At 68.7% G+C, this 26651-nt stretch carries 18 protein-coding genes; 13 read left to right on the top strand and 5 right to left on the bottom strand.

Annotation, left to right across the window (positions count from 1 at the left end; all coding sequences use genetic code 11):
* Window positions 1-73: 73 nt before the first annotated feature.
* Complete coding sequence (locus KF688_14290; GenBank protein MBX3426845.1) at window positions 74-1117, top strand: DUF1559 domain-containing protein; 1044 nt, start codon at window positions 74-76, stop codon at window positions 1115-1117.
* Between the two features lie 41 nt (window positions 1118-1158).
* Here the strand turns inward: KF688_14290 and KF688_14285 are convergent, their stop codons facing one another.
* Window positions 1159-1836 carry a hypothetical protein gene (locus tag KF688_14285; protein ID MBX3426844.1) on the bottom strand — a complete coding sequence of 226 codons (678 nt, stop codon included), beginning with the start codon at window positions 1834-1836 and terminating at the stop codon, window positions 1159-1161.
* A 339-nt stretch (window positions 1837-2175) separates the two neighbouring features.
* Between KF688_14285 and KF688_14280 the strand changes: the two genes are divergently transcribed.
* The 5 genes from KF688_14280 (at window position 2176) to KF688_14260 (ending at window position 9774) form a co-directional block, all read left to right on the top strand.
* Window positions 2176-4062, top strand: coding sequence for an adenylate/guanylate cyclase domain-containing protein (locus tag KF688_14280; protein ID MBX3426843.1), 1887 nt, complete (start codon window positions 2176-2178; stop codon window positions 4060-4062).
* A 113-nt stretch (window positions 4063-4175) separates the two neighbouring features.
* Window positions 4176-5798, top strand: coding sequence for a toll/interleukin-1 receptor domain-containing protein (locus KF688_14275; GenBank protein ID MBX3426842.1), 1623 nt, complete (start codon window positions 4176-4178; stop codon window positions 5796-5798).
* Between the two features lie 9 nt (window positions 5799-5807).
* Window positions 5808-7142, top strand: a complete 1335-nt coding sequence (locus KF688_14270) for a hypothetical protein (GenBank protein MBX3426841.1) — start codon at window positions 5808-5810, stop codon at window positions 7140-7142.
* Between the two features lie 72 nt (window positions 7143-7214).
* Window positions 7215-8882 (top strand): glycoside hydrolase family 9 protein, encoded by a 1668-nt coding sequence (locus KF688_14265; GenBank protein MBX3426840.1) that lies wholly within the window; start codon window positions 7215-7217, stop codon window positions 8880-8882.
* Window positions 8883-9027: 145 nt separating this feature from the next.
* Window positions 9028-9774, top strand: a complete 747-nt coding sequence (locus KF688_14260) for a polysaccharide deacetylase family protein (protein ID MBX3426839.1) — start codon at window positions 9028-9030, stop codon at window positions 9772-9774.
* A gap of 9 nt (window positions 9775-9783) precedes the next feature.
* Here KF688_14260 and KF688_14255 read toward each other — a convergent pair whose 3' ends face one another.
* Window positions 9784-10932, bottom strand: coding sequence for a DUF5009 domain-containing protein (locus tag KF688_14255; protein MBX3426838.1), 1149 nt, complete (start codon window positions 10930-10932; stop codon window positions 9784-9786).
* A gap of 378 nt (window positions 10933-11310) precedes the next feature.
* On the opposite strand from KF688_14255, the gene KF688_14250 reads away from it, so the two are divergent.
* On the top strand, window positions 11311-11922 hold the full coding sequence (locus tag KF688_14250; protein ID MBX3426837.1) for a glutathione peroxidase: 612 nt from the start codon (window positions 11311-11313) through the stop codon (window positions 11920-11922).
* 142 nt (window positions 11923-12064) lie between these two features.
* On the top strand, window positions 12065-13558 hold the full coding sequence (locus KF688_14245) for a glycosyltransferase family 39 protein (GenBank protein MBX3426836.1): 1494 nt from the start codon (window positions 12065-12067) through the stop codon (window positions 13556-13558).
* Window positions 13559-13571: 13 nt separating this feature from the next.
* On the opposite strand, the gene KF688_14240 is transcribed toward KF688_14245, so the two are convergent.
* Window positions 13572-15083: a hypothetical protein gene (locus tag KF688_14240; protein MBX3426835.1), complete on the bottom strand. Its 1512-nt coding sequence runs from the start codon at window positions 15081-15083 to the stop codon at window positions 13572-13574.
* 356 nt (window positions 15084-15439) lie between these two features.
* Complete coding sequence (locus KF688_14235; protein MBX3426834.1) at window positions 15440-18382, bottom strand: TolC family protein; 2943 nt, start codon at window positions 18380-18382, stop codon at window positions 15440-15442.
* 800 nt (window positions 18383-19182) lie between these two features.
* Here KF688_14235 and KF688_14230 point away from each other — a divergent pair.
* The 5 genes from KF688_14230 to KF688_14210 are packed head-to-tail and all read left to right on the top strand — an operon-like array spanning window position 19183 to window position 25138.
* Window positions 19183-19875, top strand: coding sequence for a sugar transferase (locus tag KF688_14230; GenBank protein MBX3426833.1), 693 nt, complete (start codon window positions 19183-19185; stop codon window positions 19873-19875).
* Between the two features lie 46 nt (window positions 19876-19921).
* Window positions 19922-21076 (top strand): glycosyltransferase, encoded by a 1155-nt coding sequence (locus KF688_14225; protein ID MBX3426832.1) that lies wholly within the window; start codon window positions 19922-19924, stop codon window positions 21074-21076.
* Complete coding sequence (locus KF688_14220) at window positions 21073-22323, top strand: glycosyltransferase (protein ID MBX3426831.1); 1251 nt, start codon at window positions 21073-21075, stop codon at window positions 22321-22323. The genes KF688_14225 and KF688_14220 overlap by 4 nt, the downstream gene beginning before the upstream one ends.
* A gap of 2 nt (window positions 22324-22325) precedes the next feature.
* Entirely contained in the window at window positions 22326-23501 is a 1176-nt protein-coding gene (locus KF688_14215) for a glycosyltransferase family 2 protein (protein ID MBX3426830.1), read from the top strand.
* Window positions 23498-25138 (top strand): lipopolysaccharide biosynthesis protein, encoded by a 1641-nt coding sequence (locus KF688_14210; GenBank protein MBX3426829.1) that lies wholly within the window; start codon window positions 23498-23500, stop codon window positions 25136-25138. The genes KF688_14215 and KF688_14210 overlap by 4 nt, the downstream gene beginning before the upstream one ends.
* On the opposite strand, the gene KF688_14205 is transcribed toward KF688_14210, so the two are convergent.
* Window positions 25090-26433 (bottom strand): O-antigen ligase family protein, encoded by a 1344-nt coding sequence (locus tag KF688_14205; protein ID MBX3426828.1) that lies wholly within the window; start codon window positions 26431-26433, stop codon window positions 25090-25092. The genes KF688_14210 and KF688_14205 overlap by 49 nt on opposite strands.
* Window positions 26434-26651 lie beyond the last annotated feature (218 nt).

Below are 26651 nucleotides of genomic sequence, written 5' to 3'. Positions count from 1 at the left end.
CGGCGCGGCACGTTGCCGGGTCGCGGACGGGGCGCCGCACGCTTGCCGGCAGTGTGAACAGAGTGGCGAGGCTATGAAGGACACGGCGTTCAACGATCGACGTTCCGCGCACCGCGGCGCGTTTACGCTCGTCGAGTTGTTGGTGGTGATCGCCATCATCGGCGTGCTGGTGGCGCTGCTGTTGCCGGCCGTGCAGGCGGCGCGCGAAGCGGCGCGGCGAGCGCATTGCGTCAACAATCTCAAGCAGATCTCGCTGGCGATGTTGTCGCACGAGACGACTCACGGACACCTTCCGTCGGCTGGTTGGTGGGGCGCCTGGGTCGGCGATCCGGACGAAGGGTTCGGGCTGAATCAGCCCGGCGGGTGGGTTTACAACATCCTGCCGTACATCGAGCAGCAGCCGCTGCACGAGATCGGGCGCGGGTTGACGGGGATCGACAAGCGGCGGGCCTTCGCCGAGCGCGACGCTATGGCGATCGAAGCGCTCAACTGCCCGTCGCGCCGGGCGGCTGTGCCGTACCCCAATACGAACAACAACGTCCCGCTCAACAGTCGGTATGCCGCGGTGCACGGCCGCACCGATTACGCCCAGAACGCGGGCGACATCAAGAATCTGGAACATTGGGTCGTCGGTTGCGGGCCGCGCTCGGTCGAGGACGGGCGCAGCGCCGCTTGGCGGCCGGGGCTCGACGACCACTCGGGGGTCGGTTTCGGCGGGTTCCTCGTCGAGTTGCGTCATATTTCCGACGGGACTTCGAACACCTACGCCGTGGGCGAGCGGTTCATCGAGCCGCAGTTCTACGACACCGGCAAGGCCCACGCCGACGATTGGCCCATGTACACGGGCTTTCAGGACGACCTGTATCGGTCGGTGTGGTACGACGTCGAAACCTCCGCCGGGGAAGCGTATCTGCCGCTGCAGGATCGCGACGGGTTCGACGGCCAGTCGTTCCGCTTCGGCAGCGCGCATGCGGCCGGCTGTCACATGGCGATGGTCGACGGGTCGGTGAAGATCGTCGCGTACGACGTCGACGCCGAGGTTCACCGCCAGGGGGGCCACCGCAGCGACGGCGGCGTGCAGCGCGCCGTCAATCTTGTCGAGAGGTGCGCGAGGTAGATCGCCGGATCGGCGGCCGCTTCGGCGCGAGCGCTTGCTCGCTATCGGCTGGCGAGCTTCAGCACGATGCGATCGCCGATCGTGTCGCGGGCGATCTCGTCGCCGAGCGCCGTGCCGTCGACGTAGCGCTGCGGCAGTTTAATCCGCGGGTGGGAAACTGCGATACGGTAAGTTCCCCCCAGCACGCCGAGCATGCGGGCCTGTCGGGCCGCCTCGGGAAGATGCTCGGGGGCGACGCTCATCTTCGCCGTGCCGCTGGCGTCGGTGCGGCCGGTCGCTTCTTGGGGGCCGTCGCCAAGGTACTCCTCGGGGATCATTCGGACCTCGGCGCCGACGAGCGGCCGGTCGTCCAGCAGCACGTCGATTGCGAGCGTCCGCAGACCGACCCCCTGATTGCGCCACGAGGCGATGCGATCGGCGATCTCGCCGGCGCTGATGCAGCCGCTGTTGTCGGCGTCGTACTTCTCCTTGTAGAGCGCAAGGGCCGGCACGGCGGCCAGTTCGGCGTCGTTCAGACAACCGTCGCCGTCGCGGTCGTAGGCGGCGATCGCCGCTTCGCCGGCGCGGCCGGCGCTGATCGCCACGGGGGCGATCGCCGCGGGCTTGCCGCTGCAACCGAGCGACAACGCCGCCACCGCCGCGGGAAGTCCGCGGGCGAGCGAACAAGGGCGACGAGCGTCGCGACCGGCGCGGGACGAAGGGGGGGCGTCGCAGGGCATCGCCTCATGCTAAGGCCCGCCGCGACGAGGGTCAATTCGCCCGAGCCGGGAGGGGTTCGCATCGATCGCGAAAGTTTTCAGATCGTTGCCGATGATTGTCTTGCAAGGCGTTGCGGCGACTTGGTCTCGGCGAACTTCGCGCCGGCGCGCGGACCGGGGCCTGCCGGAACGGCGTTCGCCGCCGAGGCTCGCTCGCGCCGATTTGACCCGTGTCGACGGCGTGGGGCATAATGCCGACCCGCAGGGGCGACGCGGCCGCATGCCATCGTCGGGCGGCGGCGTACCGCGGAGGGCAGGGTGGTTGATCAATCGCAATTCGCTGAGGACGACGCTTCCCGAATGTCGGGTCCTCGCACCCCGGAGCAGTGTCGCGCCGCCGCGGAACTGGCGCTGGCCAAGGGGGAGCCGCTCGCGGCGTACGATCGCACGTCCGAGGGGTTGCGGCTCTGGCCGGGCGACGTGCGACTGCGGCAACTGCGCGGCTTGAGCTTGTCGCGCTCGGGAGCGATCGAGGCCGCGGCAGAGGAGTTTCGCGCACTCGCCGAGGGGGGCGCGGCGGATGAAGAGACGCTGGGAAATCTGGCTCAGACCTACAAAGCCCTTTGGCTCCGCGATCCGCAGGGCGGAAGCGCGGCCGAGTACCGGCGACAGGCGTCGCAGGCGTATCGCGACGCGTTCGACCGGACCGGCGGGTACTGGACCGGGGTGAACGCCGCGGCGATGGCCCTGGCCGAGGGGGATCGCAGCGCGGCGCTCGATCTGGCGGGCAAGACGCTGGCGATCTGCCAGGACAAACTGCTGCGCGAGCCCGACCCGACGACGCCCGAGGCGTATTGGTTGCGGGCGACCTGCGGCGAGGCGGCTCTGATCGCCGGGCGTGTTGACGAAGCGGCCGACTGGTACCGGCAAGCGGGCGCGCTGCCGGGGAAGCGGTTCGCGCACGTCGCCTCGACGCGGCGACAGGCGCGGCTCGTGTGCGGACTCGTCGGCGCCGACTGGGGGCGACTTGCGGACTGTTTCGTGTTGCCGCGGATCGTAGCGTTCACGGGGCACATGCTCGACGCTCCGGACCGCGTGACGCCGCGGTTTCCGGCGGCGCTGGCCGACGCGGTGAAACGCGAGATCGCGGCGCGGTTGGACGGCTGGGGCCCGGCGACGGGCTACTCGTCCGCGGCGTGCGGGGGGGACCTCCTGTTTCTGGAAACGCTCCTGGAGCGCGGGGACGAGGCGGTCGTCGTGCTGCCGTTTCCGCGCGAGCAGTTCGTCGCGACAAGCGTCGACTTCGCGGGGCCCGAGATGCGCGCCCGGTTCGACGCGGTGATGGAGCGACTCGGCGAGCCGATCGTTGCGTCGGCCTGGGGTGCGGTCGCAGGGCCGGCGGAGTATGCGTACGCGAATCGCCTGTTCTGCGGCTTGGCGAAGATTCAGGCCGATCTGTTCGACGAGCGCCCAGTGCTGTTGGCCGTGCAAGACGAGCAGGCGCGCGGCGAGCCGGGGGGCGCCGCCGAGGTGGTCGACGAGTGGCGAGCGCACGGCGGGGAGGTCGAGTTGATCGAGCTGCGCCGGTTGGCGCGCCGAGCGCTTGGCGCGCCTGGAGACGCCGGGGACGGAGCGTCGCCACGACTCACGGACCCGCAGCCGGGCGCGATTTCGGCCGCTCCGCGACAGGACGTGGTCGCACTGTTGTTCGCCGACGTGCAGGGGTTCAGCAAGCTGGCGGACGCCGAGGTGCTGTTGTTCGTTCGCGAGTTCCTCGCCCGGGTCGCCGCGCTGCCGCGGGCGATCGGGATTGCGCCGCTGACGGCCAACACCTGGGGGGACGGGATCTTTGCCGTGTTCGCGTCGGTGCGCGAGGCGGGCGAGTATGCGCTTGCGCTGGCCGAGTTGGTTCACGGCACGCGGTGGGACCAGTTCGACCTGCCGGCGGAGTTGGGGATTCGAATCGCGCTGCATGCGGGGCCGGCGTTCGCGGTGGACGATCCGCTCACCGGTCGGCCTGGCTATTGGGGCGCCCATGTGAGCCGGGCCGCGCGGATGGAACCGATCACTCCGCCGGGGCAGGTGTACGCCAGTCAGGCGTTCGCGGCCTTGGCCCGCGACGACGCCGACGGAGCCTTCGCGTGCCGGTACGTCGGCCGCACGCCGCTGGCGAAGGGGTTCGGGACGTTTCCCACGTACCACGTCGCCCGACGTGCGCCGCGGGGACCGGCGGCGGGCGCAAGTTGAGCGTCCGCTGGCGTCGCCGACCGACCCGCGACGAGAATTGCCGGGGAAGCCACTCGACTTACGCCGGCCGGTGCGACCACAATGCATCTCGGTCGCACCCCGGAGCGTTGCGGATGAAACCGATCTTTATTTCCTACCGGCGTAAAGACACCCAAGACGTCGTCGGGCGGCTGTTCGATCGGCTGAGCGGCTACTTCGGTCCGGGGCTTGTTCTGCTCGACGTCGACGCCTTGGTGGCGGGGGGGAATTACCGAACGCAGATTCAGCAGTTGCTGAAGGATTGCAGCGTCGTGCTCGTGGTCATCGGCCGCGAGTGGCTGACGATGGTCGACGCCGAGGGGCGGCGGCGGATCGACGATCCCGACGACCAATTGCGGATCGAGGTCGAGACGGCGCTCACGGCGGGGCGGACCGTGATCCCAGTGTTGGTGCACGACGCAGCGATGCCGACGGCCGCCGAGCTGCCTGACGCGATCAAGCCTCTCGCCGCGTGCGAGCCCCACTATGTCCAGAGCGGCGCGGCGTTCAACGCCGACCTATGGCACTTGATCGTGCGGCTGGGGGACGCGGGCATTCGGCCCGTCGAAGCGAAGTTCCCCTGGCACATGGTGCTGATGACGGCGGGGCTTGCGCTGTTGGGACTCGCGCTGGCTTCGGGGTCGTTTCTGCCGTACGAGCAGACCAGCGACTATGCGCTGCAGCAACTCGATCTCGACAAGGCGCTCCCCGAATTGCGGCTGAACCCCTCGTACGCTGCCTGGGACGGCAAGCCGTACGACCGGGCGCGGTACGATCGCCGGTTGCTGCTGGACGCAGTCTTCACGCTGGCGCCGCTGACGCTGGGGCCGATCCTGATCGTGTGGGGCAAGCGCAAGTGCTGCCTCAACAAGGAGCGGGACGCGGCGCGGTACCACTACGGCCAAGGAGCGGGGCGATTGCCGACCCCGAAGAGCGGCAAGTCGATTCTGTGCTTGGCTCTGGGGGTGGCGTCGTTCGGCGCCGGGCTGTTCGCGGCGATCCCGGCGGTGCTCGTCGGGGGGCTCGCGTGGCGCGAGATCGTGACGCATCGCACGTGGATTCGGGGCCGCAGTCTGGTCGTGTTCGGGTTGCTGGCTGCGATGCTCGGGGGCGCGATATCCGTGTGGTTGGTGTGGCCGCAATGGCGATCGCGGCAGTGGCTGGCCAGCATGGAGCAAGCGCACGCCGCCGCGCAAGCGGGAGACGACGCGGCGCAGTTGAAGGCGCTCGATCGGGCGCTCGCGCAGGCCGCGGGCGAGTTCCGGCATTCGTCCCTGACGAATCTGAAGCGGGCTGAGGCGTTCCGCAAGCAAGAGAAGCGGGACGAGGCGCTCGCCGCGCTCACCGCGGCGATCGACGAGATTGAGGCGGCGATTCCTCCCCTGGGGGGCCCCGATTCCGACTGCGAGAATGTCGTGTGGCAGACGGCGCGGACCTGGCGCGGCGAGATCTTGGAGGCGCAAGGAGAGACCGCGCGGGCCCGCGAGGATTTCCGGCGGCGCGACTGGGGGTTGTTCAATCGAACCGGGGCCGACGACATGCTGCAGGAGGGCGGCGAGTTCGAGGATGCGCCGCCGGCTCCAGCCGCGCCCGAGGCGGAGCCGGCGCCCGAGGCGCCTCCCGCGCCGATCGCCGATCCCACGGCTCGTCGGCGCGAGTCGCCGCGCGCGAGCGGGCTTGTCGCGAGATTGACCTCTGCCTGTTCCTCGCTCTCCTGAGAGTCCGCGATGCCCCGCATTTGGCTCCTAGCGCGCGACGGTTCGGACGTGGCGGCCGAAGCGGCACGGCGGGTCGACGAGCATTTCGGCGCGGGGATCGTCCAGCGGTGGGGCCCGGAGGCCGAGTCGCAGTGGCGTCCGGGGGACGTCGCGGTGCTGGTGCTCGAACGATCGCCGACCGAGGCGAGCGGCGAGCCGCTCTGGCCTCGCGAAGCGGAACCGTTCGTCAGCCGCCGGCTCGCGGAGCGCGAGATCGTGATTCCCGCGCTGGCCGGCGGAGTGGTCATGCCGGGGCCGCAGGAGTTTCCCGAGCCGCTGCGCGAGCTGTCGTTCATGCACGCGCTGCCGTTGCGAACCGGCGTCACCATGCCGCGCGACGTCGGCCGATTGATCGAGAGCCTGGAAACGCAGCTCCGCTGGATCGTGGGGAACGCTTACCCCCACGACGGTTGGCTGTTGACGGTCGGGGCGCTGGCGACGCTGCTTGGGTTCACGTACTCGCTGGTCGCTTGGTTCGAGTTCATGCATTGGTCGTTCGGGCATGACAACCTGTTTGATTTTCTCCGCGATCGGCGGTGGCTGTTCCTCGCGGGACCGTTTTCGCTGGGGGCGGGGCTGGCCATGCTGGGGGCGGGGCGGTGGTGGCGTCAGGTGCGCGAGTACGGACGCCTCCGCGCCGCTCGGCTGCGGCAGGGAGCGGGCGAGGTCCCCGAGCGACCGGACGGCCCGGCCGCGGCGGTGCTGTGCACGGGGCTGGCGGCGGTCGGTTGGGGGCTGCCGGCGGCGAGCGCGACGGTCGTCGCGGCGGTCGTCGCTTGGGGCAAACGGACCGAGGGCGCGTGGAAGCCGCAGGCTCGGCGGCGTCTCGCCTTGGGGCTGGCTGCCGCGGCGCTCGGCGTGGCGTGGACCACCCCGTTGTGGCGCCGGCAACACGATCTGCGACACGCGGTCGAGTTGGTCGAGGAGTCGCGCGTGCGCGTCGACGCGGGCGCCTCGCTGGAGTCGATCCTCGAACCGCTCGAGGAGGCGAGCCGCGTCGCCCCGTGGTACGGAATCGCTCCGCTGGAGGAGGCGCTCGCCTACCTGGAGTTTGAAGAGAACGACAAAGCCCTCGCGGCGCTCGATCGGGCGGTTCCGCTGTTTCCGATCCGAAGCCAGGGGGTGTTCGAACCGTCGCACGCGCGCATCAACGAGGCGTACATGTTGCGAGCCGAACTGCACGACTCGCGGGGCGACGCGGAGCTCGCCGAACGCGACCGCGACTTGGCACAGCAAGTGCAGCCGTTCATGGCGCTGTTCGGCGGGCTGCTTCGATTCTGGAACTGGTGGCCCGCGCCGCAGTGAGCTCGGAACGATTCAACGACTCCCGTCTCCTGTAGCGCCGGCAAGGGACCGAGAGGGACATTGATGGTCGCCATGAACGGGATCTCGAGAGCGCTCTGCCGCGCAAGCGCGGGGGTTGTCTGCTGCGCGGCGACGTTGGTCGCCGGGGCGGCGGCGGGCGAGGCTTGGATTCGCGTCAACAACGTCGGCTATTTGTCGGGCGATCCGAAGATTGCCGTCTTGTCGAGCGACGATCCGTGCGCGGGGGAGTTTCTCGTCGGTGAGTTCGCGGCGCCGATCGGCCCCGACCAGGGAGCGTGGGGGCCGTTCGCGCACAACTATCGACTTGATTTCTCGGCGTGGCGGACCCCCGGGCGGTGGCGCGTGAGGGCGGCGGGGGTCGAGTCGCCGGAGTTCGCCGTGGGGGACGACGCCTATGCTCACGCGGCCGGCAAGCTGATGGAGTTCATGCGGCTGCAACGGTGCGGCGACAATCCCTTGCAGCCGAAGTGCCACCAACACGACGCCTTCGACGCCGACACCGGCGAAACGTTCGATCTGGTCGGAGGCTGGCACGATGCGGGGGATCGGCTCAAGCATATGCTGACCACGACCTACTGCGTCGCGGCGCTCTTTCTGGCGGACGAGGAGGACGAAGCGCGGCATGGCGCGGCGCTGGTCAAAAAGCTCCATCCTCGCGAGAACGTGCTGTTCGTGCAGATCGGCGACGATCGGGACCACATGCCTCCCAACACGCTGTGGCACGACGACCAGTCGGACTACGGCCGCGGCCCCGGCGGACCGCGCGCGGCATGGCGCGCCACCGGGCGTCCCGAGGGGCCGCAGCACAAGAACAAGTCTTCGGGGCTGGCGAATCTGGCCGGGCGCTGCGCCGCGGCGCTGGCGCTGGCCGGCGACGTGGACGCGGCTCGCACGTTGTACGAACTGGCCAAATCGCGACCCGGAACGGCGATGTCGGTGCCGGTGCGGGCTCCGTATTACTACAGCGAGGTCACGTACCACGACGATCTGGAGTGGGGGGCGACGGAGCTGTATCTGGCGACGGGCGAAACGAAGTACCGGGACGAAGCGCTCGCCCACGCGCGCCAAGCAGGGGTCAACCCCGCGATGGGGTGCGATGCGCACGGGCACTACGAGTTCTTTCCCTACGCGAATCTGGCCCATTGGCGATTGGGGCTCGTCGCCGGGCCCGAAGTGCGGCGCGAGTTGGCCGAGTTTTATCGGCAGGGACTCGAGCGGGTGCGCGTGAAGGCCGAAGCGAACCCGTACCGCCTCGGCACGCCGCTGGCCTGGTGTTCGACCAACGACGTCGTGGCGGCGGCGACCGAAGCGGTGCTGTACGAGCGGCTCACGGGGGATCGCACGTACCGGGCGCTCGCCGCCGAGGCCCGCGATTGGATCTTCGGCCGCAATCCGTGGGGGGTGTCGTTCGTGATCGGCGTGCCCGAGAACGGTCGCCACGCGAGCCGGCCTCATCACCTGTTCTACAAACTGGCCGATCACCTGCCGGTCGGAGGGCTGGTCGACGGGCCGGTTACGAAGGCCATCAACGACGCGCTGAAGTTCGAGCCGTTCGAGGACGACGAACTTGCGCGCTTCCAGTCGGAGACGGCGGTCTATCACGACGTGTTCGCCGACTTCTCGACGAACGAGCCGATCATCGACGGCACGGTGTCGTTGGCGCTGCTGTTGCACGTCTGGCCGGAGGAGGACCGCGATGGCGGCGGCGCGGGGAAGTAATCTGCGGCCGGCTTCGCACTCCCGAGGGATCTCGCTCCGGCAGAACGCGGGAAGCGCTGCGAGCTTCCGAGGTCGCTGCTGCTGGGCGGCGTTGCTTTTCGACTTGTTGGTCCTGACGGGCGTCGGACGCGCCGCCGATGTCGTCGTGATACGCGATGCGTACGGGGCGGTCGTCCGCGGCGATCCGGCGCACCCGCGGTTGGCGCTCGTCTTCACCGGGGACGAGTTTGGCGAGAGCGCCGGGCCGATCCTCGATGCGCTCGACAAGCGGAAGATCGCCGGTTCGTTCTTCCTGACCGGGCGTTTTTTGCGCGACCCGAAGTTTGCGCCGGCGGTGAAGCGGATGGCGGCCGGCGGGCACTACGTCGGCCCCCATTCCGACGGCCATCTGCTGTATTGCGACTGGGACGAGCGTGAGCGGTCGCTCGTGACTCGCGACGAGTTCGTCGCCGACTTGCAGCGCAACCTAGCGGAGTTGCGGCGCGCGGGGGCCTGCCCGCCCGGACGCCCCGTGCACTTCATTCCCCCGTTCGAGTGGTACAACCGGGAGCAGGTCGAGTGGTGCCGCGCGGGTTCGGTCGCAGGGGCCTGGGGCGAGGCGACGCCGTTGGTGCTGGCGAACTTCACGCCGGGGACTGGGTCGCAGCGCGACTACGCCCGTGAGGACGACCCGCGATTCGTCCCCGCGCGGACGATTTACGACGACATCCTCGCGTACGAGAGCCGCGCGCAGCAGGGGCTGAACGGCCACCTGCTGCTGTTGCACCTGGGATCGGGGCGGCGCGATCCGTTCCATCCGCTGGCGGGGCGGTTGTGCGACGAGCTCGTGAACCGCGGTTACGAGTTCGCGCGGATCGACGTGCTGTTGGGGGACGCCAGCCAAGGCGAGTGACGGGCTTCGTCAGACCCGAATCGACCACCCGCGCCGCGCCATCAGGGCGAGCACGATCCACCAGAACGCGACCGTCAACAGCGCGAATCCCAGCGAGGCCAGTCGCGGATCGGCGATGCGACTGGCGAACAGGGTCTGATAGATCGCCTGTTGCAGGCTCCCTTCGCCGACGCGGATCGTCCCCAGCAGCCGCGCCAGGAGTCCCGAGCCGACGAAGGCGAAGATCGCGTTGACGCCGACGATCTCCAGCGGCCGCGCCCCACGGCGGAAGCCCGCGACGTCGAAGGCAGCGAGGCACGCTCCCAGGCAGGCGGTCGCCAGTCCCCCGGTGAGGAGGACGAAGCTGCTGGTCCACAGCTTCTTGTTGATCGGCAGCCACAGGCCCCAGACTTCGCCGAGCGCGGCGACGAGCAAGCCGCAGACGACCATCAGCGCGACAGTGCGCCAGTTGGCGCCTCCGCGCTGGATCGCCAGCCCGCACCAGTAGCCGGCCAAGGCGGTGACGACCGCCGGCAGGGTGCTCAGCAGCCCCTCGGGGTCGGTCGGTTCGGTGGTGGCCTGGGTCCACATGTGATTCTTGCCGAGGACCGCGACGTCGACGGCGCGGACCAGATTGTCGGTCTTGCCGAGTCGCTCCCCGGGGTTCGCGTCGGCGGGAAGATTGGCGAGCAGCCCCCAGTACCCCAGCAAGATCGCCGCGGCGATCACGAGTTGCTTTTTCAGGTCCGCATGCAGGACCGCCAGCGACGCGGCGCAGTAGACCAAGCCGATCCGCTGCAGCACCCCGGGCCAGCGCAGCGTGTCGAGTTGCAGTCCGGAGGGATCGCGGGAGATGAAGATCACGTCGCACAGCTTGCCGAACAGCCCCATCCCCAGCCCGAGCCCCACCAGCAACAGCGTCCGGCGGGCGATGCGGCGATAGACGGCCGGGTCGATCGCGGCGCCCTCGCGGTACTTGCGCAGCGAGTAGGCGAGCGCCGTCCCCATAATGAACAAGAAAAACGGAAAGATCAGGTCGGTCGGCGTCCAGCCGTGCCACTCGGCGTGGCCGAGAGGGGCGTACAGGGCGCCCCATGTGCCGGGGTTGTTGACCAGGATCATGGCGACGATCGTGGCGCCGCGAAAGGCGTCGAGCGACAGGAGGCGTGGCGAGGTCATGCTGACGCGCGGGAGCGGAGAAGGGGACGACGAACCGGAGCCGACGGGCGAGGCGACCATCATACCCGAGACGAGTCGCTGCGGGCGAGGCGTCCGAAGCGGATGACAGACGCCAGGGGATGAACTCGGGTCACGCTGCGTCATCCGCTCGACGAGTTCGGGTCGGCGACGAGCAATCTGTAGCCAGAGAGAGTTGTTGCGTTGTCGCCAACCCGAAATCTAGGCATTGTCATTGCAATGGGCGATTTCAATCGGAACCGATTGCCGGCCCCGCTCGCGACGCGGCGTGATGGGTTACAATCGGCTGCGGTTTGGGGTTTCGTAGCGGGCGAGAACGCCTCGCCGCAGCCGTTTGCCGTCAACTTCAGGAAACCGCGTATGCGCACCTTTTCAGCAGTCCTGTTTGTCGCCCTTGCCGCCGTGGTCGTCGCTGCGCTGGGCGGGTGCGGCGAGCCGACGCCGGGGGTCGAGCAGACCGAGACCGTGCTTCGGTTCAAAATGGAGTCGCTCGACGGCGAGGAGGTCGATCTGGCCAAGTATCAGGGGCAGGTCGTCCTGATCGTCAACGTCGCCAGCAAGTGCGGCTATACGGGGCAGTACGAGCAACTGCAGCAGTTGCACGACAAGTACGCCGAGCGGGGGCTCGCGATCCTCGCTTTTCCGTGCAACCAGTTCCTGGGGCAGGAGCCGGGGACGGCCGAGGAGATTCGCGAGTTCTGCCGGGCGACGTACGGCGTGGCGTTCGACATGTTCGCCAAAGTGGACGTGAAGGGAGAGAGCGCCTGTGAGCTGTACAAGACGCTCACGTCGCTGCAGACCAAGCCGAAGGGGCCCGGCGACATCGGTTGGAACTTCGAGAAGTTTCTGGTCGATCGCCGGGGCAACGTGGTCGCGCGGTTCGGTTCCAGCACCAAGCCCGACGCCCGCGAGGTCGTCGAATTGATCGAACGGGAATTGGCGGCCGACTCGGCGCGAGCGAGCGGAGCGTGACCCGGAGCGGTGCGAAGGCTCCGGCAAGCGACCATTTTTCCGGGTGCATTATGCTCCGACCGAGGCATAATGGGCGGCATGACCCCAAGGGGCGCCTCGGGACGTTCGCGGGGCGTCGCGTGTTGCCGCGGACGCGGATCTCATGCCTCTCTTTTCGAATTCGACCTCGATCGAGCGATACGCCCTCGCGGCGATCGTGCTGCTGGCTGCGGGGTTGCGGCTGGCGCTGTTGGATCGGGAGAGCTTCTGGCGCGACGAAAGCTTGCCCGCCTACCTCGCCTGTCAACCGCTGGAGAAGCTGGTTTCGGGCGAGGTCGTCGAGGTCGGGTATCCGTCGGCGCAGCTCATGGCGGCGCACATCTGGTCGCGGTCGGTCGGGTCAAGCGATTTCGCCCTGCGGCTGCTGCCTGCACTGACGGGAGTGCTGGGGGTGATCGCGCTGTACGGGTGCGCGTTGCAGTTCGTGTCTTCCCGCTGTGCGGTGCTGGCTGCGGGGCTTGCGGCGATCAACCCGCTGCATGTCTACCTGTCGCAGGAATTTCGCACGTACTCGACGATGTTTCTAAGCACGGCCCTGGCGCTGGGGGCGGCCGCGGCGTATCGCACGTCGGGATCAATCGGTGCGCTGGCGCTGTGGGTCGCGAGCGTCGTGGTCGGGATGAACGTCCACTACTACGCGGCGCTGCCGGCGGTCGGGCTGTTTCTGTTCGTGGCCGCGACCGTCGAGCCCGGTTTGCGGCGCCGGTGGTGGGCGGCCAACATGGTTGTGGCCGTCGTCGGGCTGGTCCTGGTCCGGCGCGTGCTCGAGGACGTGGCGCCCCATGCGACCCACGAGGCGGTCGGATCCGGGTTTCGTCACGTGGCGTGTTCGCCGTTATCGCTGCTGTTCGGTCGGACGCTGGCGTGGGAGCGGGACGGGGTCGGTCTGGCCGTCGGGGCGCTGGTCGTCGCGACGGCGATCTGGGGCGCCGCCTTCGCCGCCGGGCTGCGCACCTTGCCGCAGCGCGGGCTGTTGATCGTCGCCGCGGGGTTCCCCGTCGCGGTCGCGCTGGTCTTGCTGCTCGGCGCGGAGGTCGTCGCTTGGGACGATCGCAAGGCGCTGGTCGTCTTGGCGCCGCTGCTGGTCATGCTCGCCCACGGCGTCGCGGCGGCGCCGGGGCGGTTGCGGGCGACGCTCGTCGGGACGATCACGATTCTGTCGGCCGTTTCGTTGTTCCGCTATTACACCGAGGCCAATCGCGACGACTGGCGGTCGATCGCCGCGCTGTTGGCAGAGCAGATGGAGGACGAGGACGCGGTGCTCGTGGCTCCGGACGAAGAGGCGTGCTCGCTGCGGCGGTATCTGCCGGGCTGCGACCCGTGCCGTGCGTACGGGGACTCGATCGTCGGGTTCGACGTCGACGCCGAGCGGTTCGTCGAGTACGACGCCGAGGAGAACCGCCTGCACGACGCTCCGCCGGCGCTGTTGCAGGAGGCCAGTCGCGTGTGGGTCGTGTACGATGCCCGCCGAATCAGCGGCGACGCGCTGCAGGAGAAGCTAGCGCGACGCGGGGCGCTGCTCGAGCGGCTCGAGCCGGACGAGCGTTTCGACCGCGCCAACGTCCTGGCGCCGTACGTGCTGTCGGCGAGCCCGTGACGTGCGGCGCCGTTTAGTGCGCGGGCCGGCCGGCTTTGGTCCACTCGGAGGCGAAGGGGGGGCCGAGCGTCAGGGCCAGCATGGCTGCGAGCGCCGCGGCAAAGACCTTGTTGCGATTCGACGTGACGGCGTCGAACGTCGGGGAGGCGGCTTGGACGATCGTCACCTCGCCGATCGCCGAGTCGGCCGCTTGTCGGAAGCCGGACTCGAGCGTTTGCAGGCGTTCCGACTCGGCGGCGGTACGGCGCACCTCGTCGGCCAGCGGCGCGAATTCCTTCTGCAGGACCCCGAGTTCGGCCAGCGCGGCCCGCTTCGCTTCGAGGTCCTGTTCGAGTTGCCGTTTCTGCTCCCTGACGCCGTAGATCTCCAGGTCCAGCAGGGCGAGCATCTGGCTCGGCTCGATCGCGGAACCAAGGGCGGCGCCTGCCGTGCCGAGCGCTTCGGGCCCCCTGGCCAGCACGAGCCCCGCGATCTCGCCGACGTCGAGGGCGATGCGGTTTTCAATCGCATCGACCGCCTTGACGAGCCCGTCGACGTTCGCATTCTGCTCGGCCTCGAGCACCGCGATTTCGCCCGCGATCCGATCGACCTCGGCCTGCGAGATCAGCCGCCGCTCGCGGAGGGTCTTCGCACGGGCGAGTTCCTCGTTCTTGATGCGGATGCGGGTCGCGTACGAGGCCTCCTGCTGTTGACGGCGGATCTGGTCCTGCAGGATGGCGCGGCGTTCGAGATCGGTCTGGCGCGAGGCGGGGAATTGGGTCGCTGCGAGATCGGCCGGGGGGGCCTCGGCGTTGTCGGCCACCGCCTTGCGGGCGACGACGCGACGGCTGCGATCTTCGGCGTCGCCGAGAACCTCGCCCAGATGGGTTCGCTTCGCCTCGGCGGCGGACAACTGACTGCGCGTCGTCTGCAACGCTCGATCGAGGTCGCCGATCGTCTGCTGCAACTGCAGGCTCCGCTCGGCGAGGGTGAGCGGGGTGTCGAGCCGGTGCGTCTCCAGGAATGCTTGTTGCCGGGCGAGCGCCGCCTGGTGCTGGTCGCGGGCCTTGGCGGAATCGCGCTGGAATCCCGCGAGATGCCGGGCCAGAGCGTCGGTGCGGATCTCGCGCGTCGCGGCGACGAACTCGTCCATGACGGAGTTGACGATCTTCTCCGCCTGTTGCGGATCGGGGCGCGCGATCGACAGCGTCAGGGTGTCCCCTTCAGCCACGTCGAGCTTGAGTTTGTTGCGAAGCGTGAACAGGTCTTCGTCGACGTCGCAGCTTTGCCGGACCGTCTCGAGCATCCGCGGGGTCAGCACTACGTGCACCAGGCTGCTCAGCCGCGGCGACTGGTAGTAGGGCGAGGTGACCTGATTGGGCACGAACAACAACTTGCCCTCGTAGACATGCTGCTCGCGATCCAACGCAATCGCGGCGGCGCCGGCCGCGGCGACGCTGACGAGGAGCGCCGTCGCCAGCAGCGCGGGGCGATGGAGAATGCCGCGCAGCGCGCGATCGAACCTCGATTCGTGAGCGTCGACCATAGTCAGTGAGGCAGGATTGATGAGGAGGTCGGATTCGAACTTCGCCGCCGTCGGCCTTCGCCCGCCGAGGACGAAGTTGCAGACTCCATCATAATGGAGGCGAACCCCGGGACAACTGCCGCGACTCGCTTGACGTGATCGCGGCAAAGTGCCGGAACCGCGGGGCCCGCGGGATCGCGCCACGGCGGGCTCGGGGAGCACAGGAGGCGACCCAGTTCGATGCTGAAACCGCCCAGCAAAGGCGAGCAGGGGGAAAAACAGCAAGAGAATCGCCCGGAGGCGCCGTTTTCGCTCACCCGCCGGGCAGCGGCTCAGGTGCGGAACGCCCCGGCGAAGGCCCGGAACCCCTTGGCTTCCTAATCCGCAAACTCGAGATTGTAGTATCCCGCGTCCTCGAATTTCTCGAAACGCCAGCGGGCTTCGGCCGTGCGGGCGACAGTCCAGGCGGCGTTGGCCTCGAGTTCGGCCGCCGCGAGGCTCCGCTCGATGTCGAGCAGCCGGAACAATTCGACCTTGCCTTGCTGATACAACTCGACGTAGGCCTCGTGTTGCTGCTTGAACGTGGCGACCCGTTGCTGCTGTTCGAGCCAAACTCGGTTCGCGTTGCGGACCGTTTCGTAGGATTGGCGCAACTGATGGAGGATGTCGTGTTCGAGCTTGCGGAGTTGGGCGAGCTCCTGCCCGTACTGCAGTTGGGCCCGCTTGACGAACGCGGACGCCGAGCGCATCCCCAGGGGACGTTCGTAGAACAGCCCCACGCCCCACAAGTTGTAGTTGTGGCTGGCGGCGGTGCCGATCGACTTGTCGAGCCGATCCTCGAGGCCGGTCGCCGCGTAGTCGGCCTGCAACGAGACGTTGGGGAGCAAACCGTTGCGGGCCTGATAGACGACCAAATCAGCCGTGCGGACCGCGGCCCGTTGGGCGCTGATCTCGGGGCGGGCCAGGGCCGTGCGGACGGCGGCGCCCCATTCGAGATCGACCTCGACGTCTTGCGGCAGGACCAGCGGGGCAAGCCGTTTGTTGGCGAGTTCGGGGGGGAGCCCGTCGGTTGTGAACGACGCAGCCCCGGCGGTTCGCAAACCCATGACCTGTCGCAGTTGATCTGCGGCGACGGCCGCTCGTTGCTCGGCCTGGATGACCTGAATGTTGAACGCCTCGGCTTGGCCGCGGGCGATAAGCACGTCGGGGAGCGAGCTGCTGCCGAGCTTTTCGCGTTCCGCTTCGTCCTCGGCGGTTCGCACGGCGACATCGCGATACTGCCGGGCGATTTGCAGCTCGCGCTGGGCTCCGCCGAGGGTCCAGAACGCGGTCTCGATGTCGAGGATCACCCGGCGCACCTGGACGGAAAACTCCATCCGCGACTGGGCCGTCGCCGAGCGGGCGATCCGCAGCGGGTTGGTCGTGATCGTGTAGCCGCGGCCGGCGCCAAGCGGTTGCCGGTAGCGGACGTTGAAGTTCGAGTTCCACCCCGGGTTGAGCAGCAAGAAATCGCCCGGCGGCGAGTAGTTCGAGTAATCGGTCCCGAAGCCGTATTTCAGTTCGCCGCCCGTGTAGAGCTGATGCCGCATGTAAACCTGGTCGGGCTGGTAGAGCGGCGTCACGATATCGGTCCGCTGAACGTCGATGTTGGCGCCTTGCGACTCGACGAGGCTGCGCACTTGCCGGTCGTCCTGGCCGCCGTAGGCGTTCAGGCCGAAGACCGGGTCGAACAGCGAACACTCCTGCGCGATCGCCGTGCTGACGATCTGAGGCGCGTAGCGGAGGACGACCACGTCCTTGCTGTTGACGACGCCGACGCGGATCGCCTCGAGCATGCCGAGTTGCCACTCGTTCGGATCGCCGACTGGTTCCTGTCGATCCGGCGGGGCTGTCGGGCTCGGGGGGGCGGGAAGCGGGTCGGGCTGCCGCGGAGGCTGAGCGGCAGCGACGAGCACCGGCTTCGTTTCGACGACGGGTCGGGACGCTGCAACGGCCGGGAGAGCGGGCAGGGATGCGGGTGCTGTCGCAGCGGGAACTTGGGGAACGGCTGGCTGCGCGGGCGCGCCGGCGTCGGCGAGTCGTAGTTCAGGCGCCTGCGGGGCGGAGGGTTCCGACTTGGCAGCGGCGGCCGAGGTCTGTTTGGCGGAAGCGGATTCGCTGACGGCGAGGCGGGCTTGCTTTGCCGGGGCAACGAGAGGCGCCACGGGCGACGCCGCGGCGAGCGTCGGCTCGGCTGCAGTCGGCAAGACGAGCGTGGGGGCTGCGGGGGTGGTGCGGGGCAGCGGGCGTACGTCAGTCCGTGACATTGCGGCCAGCGACGCCGGGGACTGCAGAGAGACCGGTTCGACGTGGCGATCCGGCGCCGCGCGGCGCTCCGGCTCGAGCCGGGGAGCGGCCGGGCTCGGGGCGGGTGAACTGGCCAATTGCGGAGCCATGGGCGCAGGGGACGGCGTCAGTTCAGCCGGCTGAACTTCGACGGCCGGCGGCTGCGACTTGGCCGGGGTCGGGCGGATGGCCACGGTCGACGGCTCGGCAGTCGTCGCCACCGAGATGATCTGCGGTGCTGCCGGCGCCGCCGATGGGGGCACGAACGGCGTCGGTGCAGGGGAGTGAGAGACGGCGAGGGACTCGACCACTGGCTGCGGCTGCGAAGCGGGGATCTGCCGAGCGGCGACTTGCGGCGCCCGGGGGATCGACGGGCTCGGCGGTGCTCGCTGCACGAGCGGCGCCTGGGCCGCAGGCTCGGGGGCGGCCATTGAGGGCTCTGCCGCGGGGCGAGCGACTAGGTTCACAGGGGCCTGCCGACTTTGCGAGGTCGGCAGGAGGACCAAGCTCGTGGGTGCTGGAGAGCCGTCAGAGGCGATGACTGAGTCGAGGACGAATGCGGGGGCGGGCGTGGTGATCGACTCTCCCACGACTTCCAGCTTCGCGCCCTGGGCTAGGCGTCGGTTCGGCAACGGCGAGCGATCATGGGGCGTGGCGCCGGTCGAGGGATGAAGGGCCTCGACCCCCGGGAAAGCCCACTGGACGACTGCCAGCGGAGTCGCTGCCCGCCATGGCCCCTGCTGGGCGGACGAGCCTGCTTCGGGCCCCTGAGCTTCAGTCGGGGGGCGCGACTTGATGAGCCGCAAGGTCGTGGCGGCCTCGTCCTCGGGGCACTTCTGCGGGGGTTGAGAGGGTGCTTGGCCGACTTCGCCTGCGTTTGCGGCGAATCGCCCCTCGCTGGCCGTAAATTGCACTGGGCAAAGCGCGATCGCCGCGCCCGCCGCTGCTGCGGCGACGAATCGACGAGGACTGGTGATCCGGGGAATGGTCGACACGCGTGTAACGATGACCGCTAGTCGCGATGGTTGGGGGGATCGAACTGACAGTGAGATCGGCAGCGAGGAATTCACCGCCGAACGCTAACGGGTTCGGCGGCGGCAAAAACAATCCGGCAATTGCCGGATTGTCGGTACAACCGGGGAGTTCCCAGCCATTCGGCGCCTTGGTTGCAATCCGTGCAATCGGTACAGGTCGACCTGTCGGCAGGGGGACTTTCCCCATTAGGTCAGCGCGCCCCGGCGTCGCCCTCGTCCCTCGGCACGCGAGCGAGAGCGCGTTCTCGCCATCCGGGAGCCCGACGATTCGCCGGGCGCTAGGAGTTTCCCCCCCTGGAGTGTCAGACAGTCGTCCTAACTGCGAAGATTCTCGGGGGAAAACTGTGGTTGTCTCCTGTCAGAAGGAGTATGATTGCGGCCGTTGTAAGGATTGTAGGGGCGGCGATTCGCGACCCCCGGCAGCGTTTGCTCGTCATGGTCCGCGTCACGGTTGATTCAATCGTGACGCCGAGATTGCGCGCTCGCGCTTCCGTCAGATGTTCGCGCCACGACGGCGCGCGTCTCAGGTTCGCGATTGCGACATGCGCCGGGCGCATTGAACGGACGTCCGGCGTCGCGAGTTTCGCACCTCCCCCCGATCCCCAACGTTGCGGCAGCGCTGATCTTGAGGGATTCGCCTGCGAGCGGTTGCTGCCGAGAGCGCGCACCCATGCATCGAAATGGACACCATTGATTTTGACCGCCTCGATCCGTTCGTACCCCGCTGTCATCGAAGTGCCGTAAAAAACGCTTGCGAGCGCGTGTTCGCCGCCGTGATGTTGGCGGCATGCACGCCCCTGCTCGCGGCGCTGGTGCTTGCCATTCGATTGACGTCGCGCGGGCCGGCCGTTCTTAAGCAGGAACGCGTCGGACTCGGCGGCCGCCGGTTCCCGATGTACAAGCTGCGCTCGATGCGGTTCGACGCGGAAACGGAATCCGGGGCCGTCTGGGCGTCGGAGGACGACCCGCGGGCGACGCGCGTCGGGCGCGTGCTGCGCAAACTTCATCTCGACGAACTGCCGCAACTGGCCAACATCGTGGCAGGGCAGATGTCGTTCGTCGGCCCGCGGCCCGAGCGCCCCTGTTTCGTCGAGCAACTCTCGCGAGAGATCCCCGGCTATGTGCATCGCTTGGCGGTGCGGCCCGGGGTGACCGGGCTCGCCCAGATCAACCTCGCTCCGGACCAGGATGTCAATTGCGTGCGGCGCAAGCTCGAGCTTGATCTGCAGTACTTGTTCCTCGGCGGGCTCGACGTGGAGCTGCGTATTCTCGCGGCGACGTTGCTGAAGATGATCGGCGTCCCGCGCAAAGCGGCGTGCAAGGCGACGCTGCTGGACGTGGCGTCCCAGGTCTACGCGCCAAGTCCCGTCGTCGCCGGGGGACGGCAAGAGGGACGTCGCCGACGGGAACGCCGGCGTCGCGAGCAACCGGCCGAGGCGGCCGTTTCGAGTTGATCCGTTGTTGCATTTTCGGACACACTGAACAATTGGACTTCTCCCGATGGACGCTCGAGGCGGGCGGTTGCGCGTCGTGCATGTAACGTTCGGTCTGGACGTGGGCGGGCTCGAACAGTTGTTGTTGGAGTTCGCCGACGCCGGCGCGGCTCGAAATTTCGATCAGTTGTTCGTCTCGCTGGGCTACAGCGGCGCGGTGGGCGAGGAGTTGCGACGCCGCGGATGGCCAGTGGTGTGTTTGCATCGTCCGAGCGGATTCTGTCCGACGCTGGCGACGCAGCTCATGCGGATGGTGCGCGGCATTCGTCCCGACGTAGTGCACACCCATGACGTGCGAGCGCTGATCTACGGCGCCCCGGCGGGCCGCTTTGCCGGAGCGAAACGAGTGATTCACACCCAGCACGGTCAGGCCTTGGGGCTGTCGAATCGCCAGCGGCGGATCGCGAAGCTGGCGGCCAAGGCCGTGCATCGGTATGTTTGCGTGTCGCGCGACGCGGCGACCGTGGCGCGGGACGTGCTGCAAATCGACGAAGCCAAGCTGCGGACGATCGTCAACGGCATCGACCTCGAACGATTCGTCGGTGCAGAGCACGCCCCCGCGGACGGCGACGCGGGGCCGATCGTCGCCGTGGCGAGGCTGAGTCGCGAGAAGGGGATCGACGTGCTCCTCGAGGCGGTCGCGCTGGCTCGCACAAGCGCGCCGGACCTGCGGGTGGAAATCGCCGGCGACGGCCCCTGCCGCGACGAGCTGGAGCGACAGTGCGCAGAGCTCGACGTCGCGGATTGCGTGACGTTTCTCGGCCAGATCGCCGGCGTTCCCGACCTGTTGCGGCGAGCCCGGGCGTTCGTCCTGCCCTCGCGATCCGAGGGAATTGCGCTGACGCTTTTGGAGGCGATGGCCTCGAGCGTGCCGCTGATCGCGACTCGCGTCGGCGGCACTCCGGAGACGGTGGTCGACGATCAGACGGGCGTGCTCGTGCCGCCTGAAGATCCCGCGGCGCTAGCCGCGGCGCTGGTCCGGCTGTGGAGCGACTCGACGGAGCGCGAACGGTTGGCGACCGCCGCCAAGTGGCGGGCGGCAGAACTGTATTCCGTCGACCGGATGGTCGAATCCTACGAGCGACTCTACCGCGGGCTCGAACTTGACGAGCGACAGGAATCGCCAGCGGCCGCCGAGGCCGCCGTTGCGGTGGCGCCATGAACGTCGTCGTCGTCGATTGGGACGTTTGCTGCCCGGCCAACTCGGGCAAGCGCCAGCGGACGCTCAACCTGATGCTCGAACTGGCGGACCGGCACTCGGTCGTCTATTTCTCTCGGGGCGACGGGGAGTCGTCCGATGGACGCGAGACGCGCGTGTTCCTCGCAGCCCGCGGCATTGACTCGCACTTCGCGAATCTGCCGGTCCCCGTGAAGCGAGGCTGGTCGTTCTATCGCAAGGTGGCGCGCAATCTCGCGTCGCCGGCGCCGTACGCGGTGGATGCGCACATGTGCGCACGGTTCCGCCGTAAGTTGCACGAGTTCGCACGCGGTCGGAAGATCGATCTGTGGCAAGTCGAGTGGTCCCCCTATGTCGAGTTGCTGCGCGGGGCGCCAAGCGACGCGCCGGTGATCCTGATGGCTCACAACGTCGACTCGCTTATCTGGCGGCGGTACGCCGAAACCGAAACGCGGCCGTGGGCGCGTTCGTACCTGCGTCTGCAGCACGCTCGGTTCGAGCGGTACGAGCGGAGGGTGTTTCGCGCAGCGCACTGCGTCGTCGCGGTGAGCGACGACGATGCCCAGTTGATGCGCGACGAGTTCGCCGCCGAGCGGGTCGCCGTGGTCGAGAACGGCGTTCGCTTTTCCGACTACGCCGAGCCGAACCGGCCGCGCGACCCGCGCGAGATGCTGTTTCTGGGGGGGCTCGATTGGCGCCCGAATATCGACGGCTTGAAGCACTTTCTCGCCCGCGTCTTGCCGCTCATTCTGGTCGAGGAGCCGGCGGCGCGGTTGACGGTGGTCGGGAGGAATCCGTCGGAGCGACTTGCGGCGCTGGTGCGACAGAGTCCGCGGTGCGAGCTCGCGGCGAACGCGCCTGACGTGCGGCCGTACTTGGCCCGGGCGGGGATGATGGTCGTCCCGCTGCGAATCGGCGGCGGTTCGCGGTTGAAGATTCTCGAGGCGGCCGCCAGTTGGTTGCCGATCGTTTCGACGACGGTGGGGGCCGAAGGGTTGCGGCTCGCGCCCGATCGCGACTTGGCGATCGCCGACACGGTTGAGGAGTTCGTCGCGGCGACGGTGCGGTGGATGCGCGCCCCGCACGAAGCGAAGGAGTTCGCTGCGCGAGCTCGCCAGACGGCCGCTGAACGGTACTGTTGGAGCATGCTGGGCCGGCGGCTTGACGAGATCTGGCACGATGCGGTTGACCCTCGCGGGCTGACGGCGCAGGTCGGCGCGGGGGACCCGTGACGATGTCGGAGCCGTGGCTCGCGTCGATCTTCTGGGCGAGCGTCGCCGTGCTGGCGTACGCCTACGTCGCGTACCCGCTGGCGATCGGCGCGGCGGCGCGACGGCGGCCGCTGTGGCGTCAATCGGCCGCCGAGGCGCCGCGCTCGGCGTCGATTCTGATTGCGGCCCGGGACGAGGAAGCGAATATCGGCCCGCGGCTCGAGGAATTGACGCAAGTGCTTGTGCAGACGGGCGGCACGGGCGAGATCCTCGTCGGATCGGACGGTTCAACGGACCGGACCGCCGAGGTCGCCGAGCAGTTTGCTCCCCGCGGAGTGCGGGTGGTAACATGGAGTTCTGGTCGCGGCAAAGCGGCCATGTTGTCGGCACTGGCCCGTGAGGCTCGAGGCGAGATTCTCGTCATGGCCGACGCTCGTCAGCGCTGGGCGCCCGACGCGCTTGTGCGGCTGTTGGAAAACTTCGCCGACCCCGCGGTCGGCGCCGTCAGCGGCGAGCTGCGGCTTGAGAGCCAGGGCGGCGTGTTGGCCGGCGTGGGGCTGTACTGGCGGTTTGAGACGTGGCTGCGCAAGCAGGAGAGCCGACTCCACTCGCAGGTCGGCGTCACCGGGGCGATTGCCGCGGTGCGACGCGAGTTGTTCCGACCCGTTCCCGAGGGGGTGATCTTGGACGACGTGTACTGGCCGCTGCAGGTGGTGCTGCAAGGTCGCCGCGTCGTCCATGACGAGCGGGCGACGGCGTTCGATCGGCTGCCGGACAGCGCCGCGGGCGAGATGCGGCGCAAGATCCGCACGTTGGCGGGGAACTTTCAACTGATCGCCGTGGCGCCGGAGCTGCTCCTGCCGTGGCGAAACCCGGCGTGGTCGGTCCTGGTTTCGCACAAGCTGCTGCGGCTTGCGGCGCCGTGGGCGATGCTCGGTGCGCTGGCGACCAGCGCGCTTTTGGGGGGGCCGTGGTACGGCGCGGCGTTCGGGCTGCAAGTTGCGCTGTTGGTCGTCGCCGTGGTCGGGCTGACTCCCTGGGGGGCGCGGAACCGCGTTTGCGCCGCGGCGGGTTCGTTCCTGATGTTGCACGCCGCGGCCTGGACGGCGTTTTGGGTCTGGGCGACAGGTCGCTCCGATCGCCTGTGGCGTCCCGTCTCGGCGACCGCGGCGTCTCGCGACGGAGATTCTGCCGCGTGAGCCGATCGCTGTCGTCCGACGTCGATGCGCTGACCGCGGCAGCCGGGGTCGTCGCCGAGCAACCGCGGGGAGACGATCCGCGCTCCGAGTCGCCGCCGGCCGACGGGGCGAATCGTCGCGACGCCGTGTCGATCAAAGCCATGCTGGGCGACGCGGCCGTCTACGGTCTGGCGAGCGTCATGGATCGCGCGATCGGATTTGCGCTGCTGCCGATCGTAACGCTGCTGCTTTCGCCGCGCGACTACGGCATTGTGAGCCTGTTCACGACGACCGCGAGTTTGACGTTCATCGTCACGTCGCTCTGCCTGCACCAGTCGTTCTTTCGGTTCTACACGGAAACGACCGACGACGTCCGTCGACGGGAGTTGATCGACACGAGCGTGACGCTTGCGATCGGGTTCTGGGCGATCGCCGCGACGGCGGTCTGGATCTTCGCCGAGCCGCTCAATCGCTGGATCTTCGACCTGCCGGGGCGGGCGCTGGTCGGGGCGCTCGCGGTCGTGGCGCTGGCCGAGGCGATCGATGCGCTCGCTGGCAACCGGCTGCAGGCCGACGGGCGACCGTGGGCGCTGTTCTGGATTCGCATCGGCAGCGCCCTGGCGGTTCGCAGCGCGAGCGTCGCGGCGATCCTAGCCGGGGCCGGCGCATGGGGGATCATCTCGTGCGACGCCGCGGGGCGGTTGGCGACGGTCGCCGTGATCACGGCGGTCGCGTTTCCGCGGGTTCGCCTGCGCGTGAGCCGGCCGCTAGTCGCCCCGCTGACGAGCTACGGGGCGCTGTTGGTTCCCGCCTTGCTGTCGTTCGCGGCGATGGCCGTGACCGACAAGTACACGATCCGTGCCTTAGTCGAAGATTCGCTCGAGCAGATTGGCCTCTACTCGGTCGGCGAGCGGATCGCGGGGATCATGCAGATGGCGAACTTGGCGTTTATCCTCGGCTGGCAGCGGTTCGCGTTTCGCAACATGCACCTGCCGGACGGGTCGCGGATCATTGCGCGCGGGTTCCTGGCGTACGCCGCGGGGGGCGCCGTCGTGGCGACGGCGCTTGCGCTGTTGGGGGACGACGTCACCTACTGGCTGATTGCCGAGAAGTTTCACGGCGGCATGTGCGTCATCACGCCGTTGACCGGGGCCGTTTACTTCAGCGGGCTGGCGAGCGCCGCCGAGGTCGGGTTGCACAAGGCCCGCCGCCCCGGGGCGATCAGTCGACTCAACGTGGGGGCGGCGCTGTTGAACGTGGCGCTCAACTGCTATGCGATCCCGCGGTGGGGGATTCAGGGAGCGGCCGTTGCGACGCTCGTCAGCCAGGCCGCGCGACTTGCCGGGGTGTGGCGAGCTTCGCAGCGAGCGTTTCCGATGCCGGTCAATTACGGCCGACTCGCAATCGTGTGGGGGACATGTCTGGCGATTTTCATCGCGGGACAATTGTTCCGCGGCTTCGGCTGGGCGGGCGCCACGGTCGGGCAAGCGGCGCTCGTTGCGGCGACGCCGCTGGTGCTGTGGCGGTTGCCGATGTGGAGCGAGGCCGAACGAGCGACGGTGCGTCGGGCCTGGAGGAGCGTCGCAACCCGCGGGGCGTCGTTCGGGCGTCACTCCGCAGCCGGGGCAGGCGAGTCTCGGAGCAAGTCGCCGACGTAGGCCTGATTCGCCGAAACCGGCGCTTCGGCGAGTGCTTGCGCGATAGGCTGCGTCTCGCGACTCGGAGCGACGCGGCTGCTGAAGGCCGTCGCTTGTCGCAGCACGGCCGAGGCGGTTCCCGCGATGATGACGATCAGAAAATCGTAACCGCGGGACAGAAACGCGGCGCCGACGAGGAAGCCGACGATCGACGCGGTCGCGGCGTCGACCCAGGCGGCAAGGGAGGGGGCAGCCGCTTCGTCCGTCGAGGCGGCCAGCAAGCGGCCGGCCCGGCGCAGAGTCGCGAGGATCGCGGCAATGAAGGCGAGCCAGGCTGCGAGACCGAAGATCCCCAGTTCCGCGGCGATTTGGATGTAGGAACTGTGGGCGGCGCGCCACACGTTGCCGGCGCCTTTGCGGTCGAGATATTCCTGGCCGTAGGCGACCTCGAATCCCCCCGCGCCGACGCCCGTGAGGAGATGGTCGGCGAACATGCTGGCGCCCGCCTTCCAGATCGCCAGCCGGGTCGTCGCGCTTTCGTCGGACTGGTAGTGGACGATCGACGAGTAGCGATCGAACACGTCGCTGGGGAACAACAGGGCGGCTGCGAGGGACGCGGCCGCAACGACTCCCGCCAGCGACGCGATTCCGCTTCTTGCCTTGACGCCGAGGACGACGACGGCGGCGCCCCAGGCGAGCAGCCCGCCGCGGGATTGCGACGCCAGGATCCCGGCCAGCATAACGGCGAGCGAGCCGACGGCGACGAGGCGGGCGCCGAGGCTCTTGGATTCCACGAATCGCCACCAGGCGAAGGGGAAGATCATGACGAGCGACAGGGCCAAGTCGTTCGGGTCGGCGAAGACCCCGTGCCCTGTGCCGAAGACGCGGCCGTCGGGGGTAAGTTCCTGCCGCAAGTACGTAACCGTGGCGATGCTGCCGTGGATCGTCCCGCACGCGGCCATGAGGGTCGCGAGGCGCTCTACCATGGCCGGGGTCGTGACCAGATGGGCCAGCATCGCCAGCAGGGCTGCTTGTTGCAGAATATTGAAGGCGACTTCGGCGCTGCGGGAGGGCCAGACCGACAGCGGCGCCATCGCGGCGGCGACAAGGCACAGGAGTATGAGCGGCTTGGTCGGGGGGTCGGCCAACAGTCGCAGCTTCGGCGCGTCGGCGAGCCAGACGACGGCGATCGCCGTGAGCAACAGCGACACCGGCCGCACAGTCGCGAGCGCCTCCCAGTGGTCCCAGGGCCGCAGCAACAGGGCGACCACCAGCGTCATGAGCAGCAAGGCGGCGGTTCGCGCGGAAGAGTGCATTGCTGATCAGGACCAAGACTGCGCGCCACAGATCGCCGGACATGCCGCCGTACGGGAACGTGCATGCGGAGAGTGGATTCTTGATAGCCGCCAGGGACGAGTCAACCGACGGGACGGTTCAGGACGGGACTTTGGGGGGCTCCGGACCGCAGTCGCGCTGCCGTTGGCGGGGGGCTAGGCGGGGATTATTGTGGAGGATTCGTCGGCGGCGCGCCGAC

Source organism: Pirellulales bacterium (assembly GCA_019636345.1).
Taxonomy (GTDB): Bacteria; Planctomycetota; Planctomycetia; order Pirellulales; family Lacipirellulaceae.
Note: the sequence above shows the minus strand (reverse complement) of the source record. Positions and strands in the feature narration are given on the sequence as shown.